At 66.7% G+C, this 16,022-nt stretch carries 17 protein-coding genes and 1 pseudogene; 5 read left to right on the forward strand and 13 right to left on the reverse strand.

What is annotated here, in order from left to right:
• Window positions 1-98: 98 nt before the first annotated feature.
• Window positions 99-398 (reverse strand): DUF4193 domain-containing protein, encoded by a 300-nt coding sequence (locus IEW19_RS15300; RefSeq protein ID WP_018772148.1) that lies wholly within the window; start codon window positions 396-398, stop codon window positions 99-101.
• Between the two features lie 147 nt (window positions 399-545).
• Entirely contained in the window at window positions 546-743 is a 198-nt protein-coding gene (locus IEW19_RS24240; RefSeq protein ID WP_373283616.1) for a glycoside hydrolase family 15 protein, read from the reverse strand.
• A 16-nt stretch (window positions 744-759) separates the two neighbouring features.
• Between IEW19_RS24240 and IEW19_RS15305 the strand changes: the two genes are divergently transcribed.
• Together IEW19_RS15305 and IEW19_RS15310 are read left to right on the forward strand one after the other, a co-directional pair.
• Entirely contained in the window at window positions 760-1,050 is a 291-nt protein-coding gene (locus tag IEW19_RS15305) for a hypothetical protein (RefSeq protein WP_188572473.1), read from the forward strand.
• Window positions 1,047-1,790: a DMT family transporter gene (locus IEW19_RS15310; protein ID WP_229748501.1), complete on the forward strand. Its 744-nt coding sequence runs from the start codon at window positions 1,047-1,049 to the stop codon at window positions 1,788-1,790. The genes IEW19_RS15305 and IEW19_RS15310 overlap by 4 nt, the downstream gene beginning before the upstream one ends.
• On the opposite strand, the gene IEW19_RS15315 is transcribed toward IEW19_RS15310, so the two are convergent.
• The 3 genes from IEW19_RS15315 to IEW19_RS15325 form a co-directional block, all read right to left on the reverse strand.
• Window positions 1,701-1,997, reverse strand: a complete 297-nt coding sequence (locus tag IEW19_RS15315) for a DUF3040 domain-containing protein (RefSeq protein ID WP_229748502.1) — start codon at window positions 1,995-1,997, stop codon at window positions 1,701-1,703. The two genes, IEW19_RS15310 and IEW19_RS15315, sit on opposite strands and share 90 nt — an antisense overlap.
• Before the next feature lie 79 nt (window positions 1,998-2,076).
• Window positions 2,077-2,610, reverse strand: coding sequence for a DUF488 domain-containing protein (locus IEW19_RS15320; protein ID WP_229748503.1), 534 nt, complete (start codon window positions 2,608-2,610; stop codon window positions 2,077-2,079).
• 99 nt (window positions 2,611-2,709) lie between these two features.
• The gene (locus IEW19_RS15325; protein ID WP_188572474.1) at window positions 2,710-3,756 is read right to left on the reverse strand and encodes an aldo/keto reductase; all 1,047 of its coding nucleotides are present in this window, start codon (window positions 3,754-3,756) and stop codon (window positions 2,710-2,712) included.
• Window positions 3,757-3,944: 188 nt separating this feature from the next.
• Between IEW19_RS15325 and IEW19_RS15330 the strand changes: the two genes are divergently transcribed.
• Together IEW19_RS15330 and malQ are read left to right on the forward strand one after the other, a co-directional pair.
• Window positions 3,945-4,679, forward strand: coding sequence for a GAF and ANTAR domain-containing protein (locus tag IEW19_RS15330; RefSeq protein ID WP_188572475.1), 735 nt, complete (start codon window positions 3,945-3,947; stop codon window positions 4,677-4,679).
• 169 nt (window positions 4,680-4,848) lie between these two features.
• The gene (malQ, locus tag IEW19_RS15335; protein ID WP_188572476.1) at window positions 4,849-7,071 is read left to right on the forward strand and encodes a 4-alpha-glucanotransferase; all 2,223 of its coding nucleotides are present in this window, start codon (window positions 4,849-4,851) and stop codon (window positions 7,069-7,071) included.
• A gap of 91 nt (window positions 7,072-7,162) precedes the next feature.
• Here the strand turns inward: malQ and IEW19_RS15340 are convergent.
• Window positions 7,163-7,487: pseudogene (locus IEW19_RS15340) on the reverse strand (pullulanase X25 domain-containing protein); the annotation flags it as partial.
• A gap of 257 nt (window positions 7,488-7,744) precedes the next feature.
• Window positions 7,745-8,806 carry a lactonase family protein gene (locus IEW19_RS15345; protein ID WP_188572477.1) on the reverse strand — a complete coding sequence of 354 codons (1,062 nt, stop codon included), beginning with the start codon at window positions 8,804-8,806 and terminating at the stop codon, window positions 7,745-7,747.
• Window positions 8,807-8,998: 192 nt separating this feature from the next.
• On the opposite strand from IEW19_RS15345, the gene IEW19_RS15350 reads away from it, so the two are divergent.
• The gene (locus IEW19_RS15350) at window positions 8,999-9,838 is read left to right on the forward strand and encodes a putative protein N(5)-glutamine methyltransferase (protein ID WP_188572478.1); all 840 of its coding nucleotides are present in this window, start codon (window positions 8,999-9,001) and stop codon (window positions 9,836-9,838) included.
• Here IEW19_RS15350 and IEW19_RS15355 read toward each other — a convergent pair.
• The 6 genes from IEW19_RS15355 to IEW19_RS15380 form a co-directional block, all read right to left on the reverse strand.
• On the reverse strand, window positions 9,778-10,926 hold the full coding sequence (locus IEW19_RS15355; protein WP_188572479.1) for a hypothetical protein: 1,149 nt from the start codon (window positions 10,924-10,926) through the stop codon (window positions 9,778-9,780). The two genes, IEW19_RS15350 and IEW19_RS15355, sit on opposite strands and share 61 nt — an antisense overlap.
• 431 nt (window positions 10,927-11,357) lie before the next feature.
• Window positions 11,358-11,777 carry a YtxH domain-containing protein gene (locus IEW19_RS15360; RefSeq protein ID WP_188572480.1) on the reverse strand — a complete coding sequence of 140 codons (420 nt, stop codon included), beginning with the start codon at window positions 11,775-11,777 and terminating at the stop codon, window positions 11,358-11,360.
• Window positions 11,778-11,903: 126 nt separating this feature from the next.
• Window positions 11,904-12,170 carry a GlsB/YeaQ/YmgE family stress response membrane protein gene (locus IEW19_RS15365; protein WP_188572481.1) on the reverse strand — a complete coding sequence of 89 codons (267 nt, stop codon included), beginning with the start codon at window positions 12,168-12,170 and terminating at the stop codon, window positions 11,904-11,906.
• 133 nt (window positions 12,171-12,303) lie between these two features.
• Window positions 12,304-13,137 carry an aldo/keto reductase gene (locus IEW19_RS15370; RefSeq protein WP_188572482.1) on the reverse strand — a complete coding sequence of 278 codons (834 nt, stop codon included), beginning with the start codon at window positions 13,135-13,137 and terminating at the stop codon, window positions 12,304-12,306.
• A gap of 102 nt (window positions 13,138-13,239) precedes the next feature.
• Window positions 13,240-14,796, reverse strand: a complete 1,557-nt coding sequence (locus IEW19_RS15375; RefSeq protein WP_188572518.1) for a long-chain-fatty-acid--CoA ligase — start codon at window positions 14,794-14,796, stop codon at window positions 13,240-13,242.
• Window positions 14,797-14,819: 23 nt separating this feature from the next.
• Window positions 14,820-16,016: an acetyl-CoA C-acetyltransferase gene (locus IEW19_RS15380; RefSeq protein ID WP_188572483.1), complete on the reverse strand. Its 1,197-nt coding sequence runs from the start codon at window positions 16,014-16,016 to the stop codon at window positions 14,820-14,822.
• Window positions 16,017-16,022: the final 6 nt, after the last annotated feature.

Here is a 16,022-nt window from a genome sequence, read left to right on the forward strand (position 1 = left end):
TGCCGGAGCGTGACCTACATCATCGCTGGCCGCCGCCCCGGCCAGAAGTGCGGATTCCAATGGTTGAAACCCGAACCCGGCCGCCCTTCGTCCCCCTGCTAGCCCTCGCATTCCTTGCAGTACTTCTTGCCGTCCTTCTCCCGCGCCAATTGGCTGCGGTGGTGGACCAGGAAGCAGGACATACAGGTGAATTCGTCTGCCTGCACCGGGACCACCTGGATGAGGAGTTCCTCATTGGAGAGGTCTGCGCCGGGCAGCTCGAAGCTGTCCGCGAGGTCCGTTTCGTCCATGTCAGGAGCGGCCTCCCGGCGCCCGGACTTATCGGACTTCAGCTCCTCCAGGGCGACGTTCGGCTCTTCCTCGGGAGTCACCCGCGGAGCGTCGTAGTCAACTGACATGTGGTGTGTTCTCCTGTCCAGGATTTAGGTGCCCAGATTGTTCTGGACAGATCGACAACGCAGGGCGGGGGCAACAAATTCCCGTGGACCCGCTTGGCCGCCCCGCAGGTTTGCGGGCGCGTCCGACGGCGGGACGATCCCGGTGCTTCAGCGCGCGTTCCCCAGGTCCTCCTTGGTGCGGCCTTCGGGGGATTGGGCCGCTTCGGGCGGGTTTTCCCGGAGGGCCAGTGCGGCCCGGACCAGGGCGGCATGCGTGAGGGCCTGCGGATAGTTGCCCAGAAAGGCGCCGGAGGCAGGGTCCAGTTCCTCGCTGAAGAGCCCCAGCGGGGACGCCAGGTCCAGCAGCGCAGAGAAGGTTTCAGTGGCCTCGGTACTCCTGCCGGCCGCCTACCTTGAAGCCCGGCACGAGGAGTGGCTCGGCCTTTACCGCAAGCGGTTGGCAGCCGTGCGGCGCCATAAGGAGGGAGTGCAGGAACTTCTGGCAGAGCACCTAACCGCCCTGTTGCCGGGGGAGGAGGAACGGACCAGGGGAATTGCCGCGCATCTGGCGTTCCTGCTCGAAGGCGCCATGGCGAGGGCAGGCCTGGAGGGCAATGATGCACCGCTGCAGGAGGCCAGGCTCATCGCCACAGGGCTGCTGGACGCCCTGTGAACACCAGCCAAGACCACCAGGGGGCGCAACTGTGGGGAGCCCTGTCCGTGGTGGCGGCGGCCCTCATCGAGCGCTTCGCTGACAGGAAGCCGCTGAGGCGGCAATGGATGCTCGGGGCGCTGCTGGGAGTCGCCGGAGCGGCCTTGTTGTCCTTTGCCGGGCACGCGCCGGCAGGATCCGGTGCAGCAGGCTCCGGCCCGGACGCCGGGTCATGGACCTCGACGGCCCGAATCCTCCTGGGACTCCTGGCAGGCACCACCTATGCCCTGTACTCCTGGGCGGCACACCGCCTGACCGGTCAAGGTGCCACCTCCAGGGCCGCGATGGGGAGCATCTTCGGGCTGGGCGGACTCCTCCTGATGCCGGTCCTCGCCGTCACCGGCGGCCCGCTGCTGGCATCCTGGCGCAGCGTCAGCGTGGGCGCCTACATGGCGGCGGTCCCGATGTTCGCCGGGTATCTCCTGTTCGGCTGGGGCCTGGAGCGGGTCGGTCCGAGCACTGCCACCGCTATCTCGCTGTTCGAAACAGTGGTGGCCGCCGTGCTGGCGGTGCTTGTGGTGGGCGAAAGGCTTCCGGCGCTTGGCTGGCTTGGCGCCGCCGTCGTCCTGGCCAGCCTGTTCATCCTGACACCGCGGCCACGCGCGCTGCCGTCACCCGGTGGACTGCCGCCCCTGGCTCCGGGCCAGCACCGTGGGACCCAGCAACAGGCAGGTGCCCAGCCCCAGCAGCAGAATCCCTAGCACCACAGCGCCAGGGGCCGGGAGACCTGCCCCTGCAACGATGAGCACCACGCCGATCAGCGCCGCCAACGTCCCCGGGAACAGACCCGCGGGGAAACGGCGCGCCGGATAGCCGGACAGCAGCTCCATTGCCAGGTGGGGATCATCCGCGATCAGCCCCAGTTCCATCTCCTTGAGCAGGCGTCGCTCCTCATCGGACATCGGCATGGCGGGCCCCTGTTTCCCTGGGAGGCGGTATCGGTATCGACCGTAGGAGTCTTCTACCGGTTAGTCAAGAGCGCCGGCGTCACCCGGGGGCGTCGTAGCGCAACTCGTTTCCCAACACGCGCACGCCCTTGGTGGGAACGTGGGGAACTGCCTTGGCCGGCGGCATCAGGTGTTCAACGGGCAGGTTTGCCAGCAGGACGCAGTGGTCTGAGATGAGCCGGCGGTGGCAGCGCCACCAGAGGGTTTCGCTGCACATGATCGCGGTCGGCGCCGCCTGGGACCCGGCCACGAGTTCTGCGGCGGCCGCCCTGAAGTCCGCGGTGCGCATATAGCCGGCGTACGCACGGAACGACTCGTTGCGCAGGGCCGTGTCCGGGGAGTCCGCGAGCAGCTTCCGGAAGCCGCCGAGCCGTTTCTCCCAGCGGTAGCCGATCCCCGCCTCCGGCAGCCACTCCGCCAGCCGGTCCTTGCCGAAATGCGGATGCTTGCGGCTGCCCGGTCCGATCCGCACGTCCACCAGCGATGTCACCCCGGCGTCGCTGAGCAGCCTGGTGAAATCCTCCTGGGAGGCGGTTCCGTGACCTACGGTGAACAGGGCCTTCATTGGAGCCATGATAGGCAGCATGGCACGCACGGTGTTCAGGCGACGTACGACGGCGGGACCCGCATGCCTGAGTTCGCCGCACCTTCGGCGGCCTCCCGCCGAAGCCGGCTACCGCCGTCGCAATTCCGCGAACTCGATGGACGGGACAATGGCGCCGGCGTCCCGTTCCACGAAGTTGGTGCCCGGGGGCACCAGGTCGTCAATGGTGTCCAGCACCGTCTCGCCCAGTTGGACCTCCGCCGCGCGCAGGTAGGCGTGGAGGTGTTCCTCGCTGCGCGGGCCAATGATCACGCTGCTGACGGCGGGGTGGGTCAGGGCGAATCCCACGGCCAGGTCCACCAGGGACATCTCCAGCTTGTCAGCCAGGCGGGCCAATGAATCCGCGGCGAGCAGCTTCCGCTCGCTTGACGGGCCGGAAATGTCGTACCGGCCGGGCAGCGTGTGCACCCGGGTGGGCGGCTTGCCCGATTCCAGGACGAAGCTGCCGGAGAGCCACCCGCCCGCCAGCGGACCGTACGCCAGGACACCCAGGCCGTACTGCTGGGCGATGGGCAGGACGTCCCGCTCGTTGCCGCGGACCAGCATGGAGTACGGAACCTGGTTGCCCAGCGGGGGGATCAGGTGGTTGGTGGTGGCCAGCCACTGTGCCTCCACCAGCTGCGCCGGCGTGAACACGGACGTGCCGTAATACAGGATCTTGCCCTGGCGGATCAGGTCATTCAGGGTGGTGATGGTTTCCAGGACGTCGGTGTTGTAGTCGGGCCGGTGCGCCTGGTACAGGTCAATGCGGTCGGTCTGCAGCCGGCGGAGGCTGCCCTCCACCGCTTGGGTGATCCAGCGCCGGGAGTTCCCCGAGTGCGCCGGGTTCCGGCTCATCTGGCCGTGGAACTTGGTAGCCAGGAAGACGTCGTCCCGGCGGCCCTGCAGCGCCCGCCCCACCACCTGCTCGGATTCGCCTTGCGAGTACACGTCTGCCGTGTCAATTGCAGTGATGCCGGCGTCAAGGGCCGCGTTGATGATGCGGATGCTCTCGTCCGCTCCGGTGGGGGCACCCTGGCCGTTGCCGGTCCCCTCACCGAAATTCATGGTGCCAAGGGTCAGCGGACTGATGGGGGTTCCCGACCGTCCGAACACCCGCAGTTCACTAAGGCTCATCTCCGTCTCCTCCATTCAGTGGCCGTGCGCAGTTGCCGGGCCGGATTCGTCATGACGCTACACAGAATCAACGGCCCGCCACAGATTTCCGCCTTAGTCCTTCTCTTTTCGTCGCATGGAGTAATTAGGGGCCCCGGGATGACGTTTTGTGGCGCGCGTACCGCGCGGAACAGCGCCTATATTGAGGCATGGACACGCCCAAAAGTGATGACCAGTTCGTCCAGTTGCACGACCTCATCATCGGCAGCACCAACGTGGCTGACTTCCTAACTGAGTTGTCCGGTGTTGCCGCTTCCACGGTCAGCGATGCCGCGGATGTGTTCATTGAGTGCGGGGTGACGCTCCGCCGCAGAAAACGCAGCGCCACTGTGGCCGGAAGCACCGAACGGGCCGTTGTCCTTGACAAGCTGGAGCAGGTGCTGGGGGACGGGCCCTGCATTGCATCGCTGGACGCCATGAAGCCCATGGTGCTGTCCGATGTTGAGACAGATACCCGCTGGCCCGAATACCAGAAGGTCCTGGCTGACCACGGCTGTCGCAGTGCGCTGGGCGTTCCCCTCGCACTTGATAAGAACCAGGGTGCGGCCCTGAACTTCTTCGCCGCCGAGCCCGATGTCTTTACCCCGGACGTGATTCACAAAGCGGAAGGGTTGGCGGACCTTGCCGGCCGGGCACTGAGGCTCGCCCTGCGCATCGCCGACGCCCAGAGCCTGGCGGATGACCTGCGGGCGGCCATGGCGAACCGCACCACCATCGACCTTGCCTGCGGGGTGATCATGGCGCAGAACCGGTGCACCCAGGATGAGGCCATGGCCCTCCTCACCAAGGCATCCAGCCACCGGAACCAGAAACTGCGGGACGTGGCGGGGGAGATTATCGGCCGGGTCAGTGACGGTGCGGTGTCCACGCACTTCGATCCGTAGGCACCCTTCCCTGCCCCAGCCCGTCGTGGCTGACGCCGGGTACTGCCCGGGTTTCGCCTCTGCCCCGCCCTGCAATAATCTGAACCAACGGTTGTGCACGGGGGTGTCAGCGCCCGGTGTAACAGCAGCACTGCAAGTTCCGGGACCATCACAAACGAGGCGGACACCCATGACGGCTTCAGACCAGCAGCACGCACCACGGCCAACCCTGCCCGGATACCCTCCCTCGGATGCCCTTGAACCGGTGGATCCGCACCTGCTGCAGCGGCTGGCCGACGCGCATGGCGTGGGCACGTCCTTCCAGGGATGGGACGGGCTGCCACACTCAGTTGCCCAGGCGACGCTGGTCAAGGTGCTGGCTGCTTTGGGAGTCGCGGCGCACACCAACCGGCACATCGAGACTGCCCTGGCCGAGGCGGAACTCGCGCCCTGGCGGCGCATCCTGCCGCCCGCCGTCGTCATCAAGCAGGGTGAACCCGCCCAGGTGCCCGTCCATGTCCGGGACGGTGCCACAGCGCGCCTGACCATCACCCTCGAAGGGGGAGCCGGGTCGCGGGAGGCGGTCCAGCAGGATGTCTGGGTCCAGCCCCGCGAGGTGGACGGCGTCTCCACTGGACGTGCCACATTCTCCCTTCCCGAGGACTTGCCCCTGGGCTGGCACACCCTGCACGCGGAGTCGGAGGGGGCCACGGCCACCGCAGCCCTGGTGGTGACGCCGGCGCGGCTGGCCACGGCAAAGCTGCTGGAGGAGCGTCGCGGCTGGGGCTTGGCAACGCAGCTGTATTCGGTCAGGTCAAAGCGGTCGTGGGGCATCGGCGACTTTGCGGATTTGGCGGACCTGGCGGCCATCAGCGGCGCGCGGGGCGCCGACTATGTGCTGGTCAACCCCCTGCACGCGGCTGAGCCCGTTCCGCCGGTCCAGCCCTCGCCCTACTCGCCGTCCACCCGCCGGTTCTTCAACCCCCTGTACATCCGGATCGAGGCAATCCTGGAGCTGGCCTACCTCCGGCCGCGGAAACGTGCCGCGCTGGAAAAGCTCCACGAGGAAGTGGCGGGGCTGAACAAGGAGGGCGCCCGGCTGGACCGGGACGCTGTCTACGCGGCGAAGCTGCAGGCGCTGGAAATGCTCTACCACACAAGGCGCTCGCCGGCACGCCAAGCCGCCTTCGATGAATTCTGCCGCGTCTCCGGCGCCGGCCTGGATGACTTCGCGCTCTGGTCCGCCATCCGTGAGGACCTGGCGCCGGGCGATCCGCTGTGGACAGACCCCGCTTGCGCCATTGGAACGCCGGAAGCCGAGGCCCTGCGGGAGAAACTGGCGGACCGGATCGGGTTCCACCGCTGGCTGCAGTGGATCTGCGACGAACAGCTGGAGATCGCCCAGCAGGCGGCGCTGCGGTCGGGCATGCGGCTGGGCGTGGTGCACGACCTCGCTGTCGGCGTGGACCACAGCAGTGCCGACGCCTGGACGCTGCGCGGCGTGCTGGCCCCAGGCACCAGCGTGGGCGCGCCGCCGGACATGTACAACCAGCAGGGCCAGGACTGGGGCCAGCCGCCGTGGCACCCTGCCCGGCTGGCAGAAGCCGGCTATGAACCGTTCCGCAACATGCTGGCGAACGTGCTCCGGCATGCCGGCGGCATCCGCGTGGACCACATCCTGGGCCTGTTCCGGCTCTGGTGGATCCCCATGGGGAACGCTCCGGGGGACGGCGCCTACGTCCGCTACGACCACGAGGCCCTGATCGGCATCCTCGCCCTCGAGGCGCACCGTGCCGGTGCCGTGGTGATCGGGGAGGATCTGGGCACCTTTGAGCCATGGGTGCGCGACTACCTCGCCGCCCGCGGCATCCTGGGGACGTCCATCCTTTGGTTTGAGTACGACGGCGGTTCGCCCCTTGCGCCGGAAAAGTACCGCACGCAGGCACTCGCCAGCGTCAACACCCACGACCTCCCACCCACCGCCGGCTACCTTGCGGGGGACCACGTGGGGCTGCGGAGCAGGCTGGGGCTGCTGGAGCGGTCCGAAGAGGAGGAACGGGCCGAGCACAATGCGTCCCTGGAGAAGATGTTCGCCCTGCTGCGCGAACGCGGATACCTCTCCGAGAGCGATGCCGGGGGCGGGCCCGGGCAGGCGACCGAGGAGCACACCATCGAGGCCCTGCACCTCCTGCTGGCCCAGGCACCGTCGGTCCTGCTGGGCGTGGCCCTGGTGGACGCGGTGGGGGAGCGGCGGGTCCAGAACCAGCCCGGAACCACCGAGGCGCTGTATCCCAACTGGCAGGTTCCGCTGGGCGGCCCGGACGGCAGGCCCGTTTACCTCGACGACCTCCCCGCCAACAACCGGTTCAACTCGCTGCTCGCGGCCGTGGAGGGAGCCCTGCACGGCTCTTGAATCCGTGCACGCCCCTTGGCGGAAGTTGAAACACCGTGGCCCCGCCGCTTTTGGAAGCGGCGGGGCCACGGTGTTAATCCCGGCGGTGAACCTAGCCCGCGGTGATCACGTGCCTGAAGTGGTCGTACCGGAAGGTGACTGGGCCGCCGTCGTGCTCAAAGGCGATGTTGGCGCCGGGGGAAGCCCCGCCGGCCCCGTAGCTCGTCCCAGCTGCGGTTCAGGGCGGCCTTGAACTCGTAGGTTCCCGCCGGCAGGTCCGGGACGGTGAGCTTCCACACGAGGTCCGCCGGGTCCAGGGCCAGCTGCGCCCGGGTGCAGGACGGCTCCCAGTCCGAGGCGCAGCCCAGCTCGCTGTCCATGCTTCCGGCGGCCGCCACGGCGGCCGGTTGTTGTGACGCGGTAACGGCACTCAGCACCGGGGCGTTGTGTTCCTGCCAGCTTTACCGGCAGTTGGGCGCGTGGGGGCGCGCCGGGAGGGGTGCGGAATAACACTGTGAGACCTTCCTGGGAGCAGCGCTGCTGTACGGGCTTGCCGTTGACATGGGGACGCGGCAGGAGGGTTCGAAGAACAGCATGCTGTCTTGTGAACCGAGTCACAACTGTAAGCGCTTGCACTGGATTACTCCAGTGTTTTGGGAAGGCTCCGTGCCGAAGGTCCGCCGGACGGGTTCAGCTATCCAGCGCCTACCAGCGCGGTGGGTGATGGGGTATGCAGGTTGTGAAGCTCAGGGCCCGGGAGGCCGGTGATGGGATCCAACCCAAACGTGGCGATGTTGTCCGACCGTTCATGCGCCACGTGCAGCCAGTTTCCCCGGACCAGGTGGTGCCGCGGCCAGTCCCCTCCGCTGTCGAAATCCTTCACGGGGATTAGCTCGGTACCTTCCGCTGCGATCTCAAGGACGCTGATGATGTTGGAGCCGCGAACGCCGGCATAGGCGAAGTTCCCTTGGGGGCCGAGGCAGATTTCGGCGGCGGAATCGCCTTCCTGGCTTCCGCCTGCCGTTGCGGGTCCGCGGAATACCAGCTCGTAGGTGCCTGCCTCGGGCCGGACCACGAAAACCTCCACAGAGTACTCCGACACGATGAAGACGTTGCCGGTCGGGTGCTCCACCAGGTGCCGGGGACCGCTGCCGCAGGGGAGGGCTACCTCGTGGTCGGCTACCAGTCCGGTGCCCGGCTCATAGTTCCAGATGCGGAGGGTGTCGTGGCCCAGGTCCGTGGTCATGATGCGCCCGTCGCGCAGCATCAGGCTGGCGTGGGCACGGCTTTGCCTGGGACCGCCGGGAAAAAGACTGGCGTGCGGATCAACCGACGGTGCGGCAGGGAGCCGGGCCATCATGCCGCCATCGGCATCCAGCTCATAGAGGATGACCTGGCCGTCACCCCAGCAGGCGGCGGTCACGAAGCGGCCGTCCGGGTCAACCGCGACGTGGCAGGTGGCCTCGCCGGCTGGCTGTGGTTCCCCGTGCGGTTCCAGGGAAAAGCTGCCCCGGCGGCGGTATGCCTGGACTTTCTTGCGCTGCTCGGCTGCCGCGTACACCATCGGCAGCTTTGGGTGCACGGCAACGAACGACGGCGACTGCGCCTCCGCTGCCGTGCCCAACCATTCGAGGCTTCCGTCCTGATGCTCGCGGACAGCGCCGACGCCCTTGGCGCGGCCACCGCCGTCGGGAGTGTACGTGCCGATCCAAATGATGTTGCTGGCTGCATTGTTATTGGCTGCGCCGGTGGTCATGGTCCCATCCTGCCAAGAGTTGGCCCCATTCCCGTGCGCCAAGCCACGGATTAGCATGGGATTACCAGCAACGCCAGGAAAGGTGGGCTCGATGACCTCTGTACCAGCTACAAGGGCCCCTTCCCCGTGCTGCCGGGAGAGCCAGGCCTAAGCGGCGTGTGCGTGCCGGTCGGCTCACCGAAAAGCGCTGCCATGTCGCCCGCGGAATCGCGGGCTGGGTGGAGCCGACCCACATCGACGGACTTCGGCCACATCGTCTCTCTCTTGCGGGCGGCGGGCTGCGTCTTCGCCGAGGAAGAAGCAGGGCTCCTGCTGGCTGAGGCCTCAGGTCACACGGAACTTATCCGGAATGTCCGGCGCCGGGTGGAAGGCGTCCCCCTTGAGCACATCCTGGGCTGGGCAGAGTTCGCAGGCAGGCATGTTCTGGTTGGGCCCGGGGTCTTCGTTCCGCGGCGCCGCACTGAACTGCTGGTCAAAGAAGCCGTGGCTGTGCTGCTGATCGGCAACCACCCGGGACCTCCAGTTGTGGTCGACCTCTGCTGCGGGTCGGGAGCAGTGGGAGCAGCCATCATTCGAGAGTTTCCAGACGTGGAGCTGCACGCGGCCGATATCGACCCTGCAGCCGTGCAGTGTTCGCGGCGGAACATCGAATCAGTGGGCGGCCACGTGCACGCGGGCGATCTGTTCGAAGCCCTCCCGCCTGCACTGCGCGGCCGGGTTCGGGTGCTTACTGTCAATGCCCCGTATGTACCAACGGAAGCGATCGGCACCATGCCCCCGGAGGCACGCCTTTATGAACCTGTGGTTTCACTGGACGGCGGACCTGATGGCCTGGACTTCCATCGACGCATTGCTGCTGAAGGCATCCGATGGCTGGCTTCAGGCGGTTATCTGCTCATCGAAACCAGCCAGCGGCAGGTAGCCGGTACTTCCGAAATCCTGGCCGCTGCCGGATTCGCAGTACGGACGGCTCATTCGGAGGAACTGGATGGGACTGTGGTCGTCGGGCGGCTCGGAGCGGAGAGAGTGTAGCGGCTCCCCGCGGCGCGGGGGTGGCCAAGCCAGCAACAAAAGCAGCGCGAAGACGGCTGGCGGGCAGTGTTTATTCCTGTCGGTGGGGTGGTGGGGGTGGTTTGAAGTAGTGGTTCTGTTGGGGTGTTTGATGGGGGTCGATGTGGGGTGGCGGGATGAAGGTGGGTGTGTTGTGGGTGGTGGTGGCTGCAGAGCAGGACGCCGTTGTTGGTGGTGCCGGTGGCCGTACCTCCGGAACCGATGCCTATGCCGCCTGTTCCGGTGTTGGGGGTGGTGCGGGGGTTGGTGGCGGTGTTCATCACGGTGAGGAGGTGTTCGCATTGGTCGGTGGTGGCGAAGATTTCGAGGTGGTGCAGGCCGCGGCGGGGTTTGCGGATGAAGGCGCCTTGGGTGTGGCGGAGGGCTTCTTCGGTGGGTTCGGTGCCGTCGGCGTCGATGGTGTCGGTCCAGCGTTGGGCCACGCGGGTGAGGAAGTCGGGGTCAGTGGTGGTCCCGGTTTCGGTGCTGTTCGCGCTGGCGGGGGTGAGGGCGGCGGCGAGGTGTGGCCGGGTTGGTGGGAGTGGTTCGCCGGTGATGGTGGTGGTGGGCAGGACATGGTGGGGGAGGGTGAGGCGGCGGCGGGCTTCGCGGATGGGGATTTGCAGGCGCAGGCGGAGGAACTCCGCGGTGTTCCGGCACCCGTCATCGGCCGGGGAAGCCACCATTGGACGGGCGGCCCGGGAGGGCGGCCCGGGCCAGGCGGCATCAGTCTCGCTCACCGCTCCGGTTCCGCTGGCAGCTGTTGGGGTGGTGTACAGGGTTTCGATGCCGTTGGCGTTCCACCCGGTGATCCAACCTGTGGACTGGCCCGCACAGGACCGGCCTGACCTGGTCTTGGCTGCCCCGGCGTCGCTGGTCGCCTGGGTGCGGGTCCGGTCCACGGCCCCGGCTGCGAGGAACTGCAGGTACTCCATGGACCGGGCGAAGCCCTCAACCCGGGCGGCATAATCGGCGGCTTCGGTATGGCTGGCGGCGGCCAGCAGGTCCGGGGCGGCCAAGGCAACGGCACCCAGCTGTGCGGCCAGCTCGTCCAGCAAATCCTGCGTCACAGATGCGGTAGCACATGGGACATCCGGTGCTGCGGCACGTGGGAGGACTTGCGAGTGCTGTGAAGGATTCCCTGCGGGAACGGGACCTACTCCGGGATTCTCACTCGGGACCGGGTGGAGGTGGGCCGGGCGCGGCAGCCGACTGCCGGCGTCGTACGCCCTCCCAAGATCTTCCCCAATAGCCTCCATAACCCAAGTCTGCCAGCCACCACCGACAATCAAGAGACCCCAAAACCCCTATGTGGAAAACCTGGGCAGTTATGGGCGAGGTCGCGGCAAACGGGTGGGCGCTGCCGCGGAAACTGCCGGATTAAACACTGCCGGCCGCCGCGTCCCCCAAGGATCGCGACGGCCGGCAAAGCGATTCAGTTGTAGCACAAAGCTGGTTCACTCCCGTGTCACGCGGCGGTGACCGCGCAATGAAGCAGGAATCAGGCCTTTGCGCCGGTCCCTCCGGAGGTACCAAGGTTGGTGGTTTCCGGGTGGGTGCTGTGCGCGGGGATGTGGTCTTCGCCAAGGCCGCCCTCACCGGTCGTGGAGGTGCCGGCAGAAGTGCCAACAGACGCATCGGCCGCAGCGGAAGACTTGGCGCCTCCGGAGGAGCCATCACGGTTCATGGCAGAACCAAGGACTGTCCCTGCCCTGCGTGCGGCCTCGCCCAGCTGGTCCGCCACTTCAGGCGCCTTTTCCTTGATGGCCTCCGTGGCCACGGAAACCTTGTCTTGGACCGGCTTGCTGTCCCAGATGCCGGCCGCGCGGGCCTTCAGCTTGTCGTAAGCAGCACGGCCCGACCGCGAGCCGAGGACATAGCCGACGGCAACGCCTACACCCAAAAGAAGCTTGTTTTTCACGATGAACTCCTGCTCTGCGAGAAGGTTGTCAGTTCCGGCGGGGGAGCGGCGATGCCCCACGCTGGAGAAAGTGAAAGCCGGCCTGGGGATGTTGTCCCCAGGCCGGCTTCCTGGCGTGCGTAGTGATTAGCCGCGTGCGCCGCGCTTAGTGACCATGCCGTAGATCGCAAGAACGATCAGCGAGCCAACGATGGCCAGCAGCCAGGTCTGCAGCGAGAAGAAATTCTCCAAGCCGCCGCCGAACAGGGCGCTTCCAATCCAGCCACCGAGCAGTGCGCCTACGACGCCCAGCACCATGGTAATGATCCAACCGCCACCCTGACGTCCCGGAAGGATTGCCTTGGCAATCGCGCCGGCGATGAGTCCGAGAATCAGAAATGCAATAAATCCCATTTTGTCGCTCTCTTCCTAAGTAAAGGAGGCCTCCATGTTGGGGAGGCACTTCGTCCTTCTGGCTCAATAGTAATCATGCTTACTATCTATTTGCCAACCCCGTTTTAGGAAAAAAGTGCTGTTCAAGCCAAATTTAGTGGCCTGTTTTGTCCGAGTCGTTGCCCGCCCCGGGGCCCTCGTCCAGGACCGAAAGTTCCGCTAGATCCTGCGGGTCCAGGGCGAAATCGAACACGTCCAGGTTCTCGGCCATACGCTCCGGGGAAGCGGACTTTGGAATCGTTACCAATCCGTTTTGTATATGCCACCGCAAGACCAGTTGGCCAGGCGTTTTTCCATGCTTTTCAGCCAGTTGGGAAAGGATGGGAGCACTGAGCAGACCTGCGCCCGAGCCGCCCAATGGACTGTAAGACTCAGTAACTATCCCATGCCGGGCATGGAATTCGCGCTCCGCGGCCCGGGTTATTGCAGGGCTGAGCTGGATCTGGTTCACCGCGGGCACCACATCGGTCTCCGCCATCAGCCGATCAAGGTGGGCAGGCTTGAAGTTGGACACACCGATGGACCGGACCTTCCCTTCTGCCTGCAGCCGTTCAAACGTCTGCCAGGTGGAGATGTACTGGTCCCTACCGGGTAGCGGCCAGTGGATCAGCAGCAGGTCCACATAATCAAGCCCCAGGCGCTTCAACGATCCCTCCAGGCCCGCCACAGCGCGGTCGTGGCCCTGGAATTCACCGTCCAGCTTGGTGGTGATGAAGAGCTCGCTGCGGTCCACGCCGCTGGCCCGGATGCCGTTGCCCACGCCGCGTTCGTTTCCGTACTTCACGGCGGTGTCGATGTGCCGGTACCCGGCTTCCACGGCGTGTACGACGGCGGCCGCCACCTGTTCGTCGTCCAGCGGCCAGGTGCCAAGCCCCAGCTGTGGAATCCTGTTGCCGTCATTTAGTTCGATGAGCGGTGCAAGTGTCATGCCATCAGTCTCCCCTCTACCGGCCGTCCCCGCTCCAACTGCCCGGGATCTGAGATCCCGGGCAGTTGGAGCCGGCGTTGACACAGGGCGAGTCGTGCAGCCTCAGACGGGGTCTTCGGCCAGTTTCCGTTTGAGGATCTTGCCGCTGGGTCCAAGGGGAAGTTCAGCTAGTATCCTGACCAGCCGCGGGTATTTGTAGGCCGCCAGCTGGGCGCTCGCGAAGTCGATCAACTCGGCCTCGGTCACGCTGGCTCCGGCGTCCAGCACAATGGCGGCCGCGATTTCCTGTCCGTGGACATCATCCGGAATCCCGTACACGGCGGCGCTGACCACCGCCGGGTGGGTCAGCAGGACTTCCTCCACTTCCCGCGGGTAGACGTTGTAGCCGTTCCGGATAATCATGTCTTTCTTGCGGTCCACGATGGTGAGGTAGCCGTCGTCGTCCTTTGTCCCAAGGTCCCCGCTGCGGAACCAGCCGTCCACCACCGCTTCCGCTGTTGCCTCCGGCCGGTTGAGGTAGCCCTTCATCAGCAGGTGCCCGCGGATGACCAGCTCGCCGAGTTCGCCGTTCGGCAGCAGCTCGATCCGCTCCACTACCTCGGGGCGGGCGATTTCGATGTCGACGCCCCAGATCGGGACCCCGATGGTGCCCGGCCGCGGTGCCGTGCCCACGTGGTTGAAGGCGGCAACCGGCGAGGTTTCGGTCAGGCCGTAGCCTTCGTGGATCTCCACCCCGTAGACGTCGCGGAACTTGTCCATGACGGCCACCGGAAGGGACGCGCCGCCGGAGATGCCGTAGCGCAGGGAGGACGGCCGGTCCGGTACGGTCTTGGCGGCTTCCAGGAGCGCCACGTACATGGTGGGCACCCCGATGAAGATGTTGACGTTGTGCTGCGCCAGCAGCTTCAGCGCATCCGGGCCGGAGAAGCGTGGCATCAGGACGATGGTGGCGCCGGCACGGAGGCCCGTGTTCAGGACCACCGTCTGGCCAAAGGTGTGGAACAGCGGCAGGCCGCCGAAAAGGACGTCGCCCGGATGGAAGTCCATCACGCTGGTTAACAGGACGCTGGTCTGTTCCACCAGGGCGAAATGGGTGCCCAGTGCGCCTTTCGGTTTACCCGTGGTGCCCGAGGTGTAAAGGATGGTGGCCGTGTCCGAGGGGCGGCACGGTTCGTACGTCCTGATCGGCTCCGCGACTGCGGCTTCCGCTTCCAGCCGTGGGAACCCGCCGTCGTCGGAAGCCATCACCGTCAGCACCTCGATGCCGCTGGCGGCCGCGCCGGCGGCACCCTCAGTGAGCAGGGGAGCGGCGCAAACCAGCAGCCTGGCGCCGCTGTCCTGCAGGACGTACTCGACTTCACGGGCTTTCAGCAGTGCGTGGACCGGGACGACGATGGCGCCGAGCGACAGGATGGCGTAGTACACCCGGGCGAAGTCCGGGACGTTGGGGATCAGGACGGCGACGGCGTCTCCCGGGCCGATGCCGCGGGCCCGCAGGGCGCCGGCATAGGCTCGGGTCTGGCGCCAGAGATCGCCGTAGCTGACCTGGTCCTCACCGACCACGAGCGCGATGCTGCCAGGAGTCCTCTTGGCTGATTCGGCCAGGACGGCAGCAACGGAGATAGTGCCGAAGCCGTCGGCGGAGTTGGTGTTGGTCATGGCCTGCTTCTTGGTTGGGATGATCATGCTTTGAGGATCAGGGCGTCGCCCTGGCCGCCGCCCCCGCAGAGGGCTACGACGCCGGTGCCTCCGCCGCGGCGCTTCAGCGCCAGCGCCTGGTGCAGCACCAGGCGTGCGCCCGAGGCGCCGACGGGGTGGCCCAGGGCGATGGCACCGCCCTCGGCATTCACGGCTTCGGTCTCGATGCCCAGGTCGTTGGCGGACTGGATGAGAACCGAGGCGAACGCTTCGTTGATTTCCACCAGGTCCAGCTCCTGAACGGTGATTCCCTCATCCTTGAGCGCGCGCTCGATGGCGCGGGCGGGCTGGGAGTGCAGGGATCCGTCCGGTCCGGCGGTTTGGCCGTGGGCGCCGATCTCGGCAATCCACTCCAGCCCTGCAGCTTCGGCCGCCGCCTTGCTGGCAATAACCAGCGCCGCCGCGCCGTCGGAGAGGGGCGACGACGAGCCGGCAGTGATGGTGGCCGTCATCTCCTTGGAGAACGCCGGACGGAGTTGCGCCAGGGATTCGGCAGTGGTTTCCGGGCGGATGCCCTCGTCGTGTTCCAGGGTCACGGCGGGCCCTTTGCGCTGCGGAACCTGGATCGGCGCGATTTCCTCGGCCAGCACTCCGGCGGCGCGGGCCACTCCCGCGCGGTGGTGGGAGCGGGCAGCGACGGTGTCCTGCTCGGCTCGGGTGATTCCACGCTCCGCATTGCCGGTATCGGTGGCCTCGCCCATCAGCTTGCCGCTGACCGGGTCCTGCAGTCCGTCGTGGTTCAAGGAGTCGAGCATTGGCGCATCGCCAATGACCACGCCGGCGCGAAGCCCGGGCACCAGGTGGGGCGCGTTGGTCATCGACTCCTGGCCGGCGGCCACAATGAAGTCGGCTTCCCCGGTGCGGATCATCCGGGCAGCATCAATAACGGCCGTCAGCCCGGACAGGCAGAGCTTGTTGATGGTGATGGTGGGTACGTCCCAGCCGATGCCGGCAGCCAGGCTGGCCTGCCGGGCGGGGCCCTGGCCGGCACCGGCCTGGATGACCTGCCCCACGATGACGGCGCCGATTTGTTCTGGCGCCACACCAGTGCGTTCCAGGGCGGCCCGGATGGCGTGGGCACCCAGTTCGCTGGAGGACAAGGGCGTGAGGCCGCCGCGGAACCTGCCGAACGGAGTGCGGGCGCCGCCCAGGATGACGGGGATATTGGCGTTCTGGTTCAAAGAACG

It is taken from the genome of Arthrobacter liuii (assembly GCF_014639275.1).
GTDB classification, from domain to species: Bacteria; Actinomycetota; Actinomycetes; order Actinomycetales; family Micrococcaceae; genus Arthrobacter; species Arthrobacter liuii.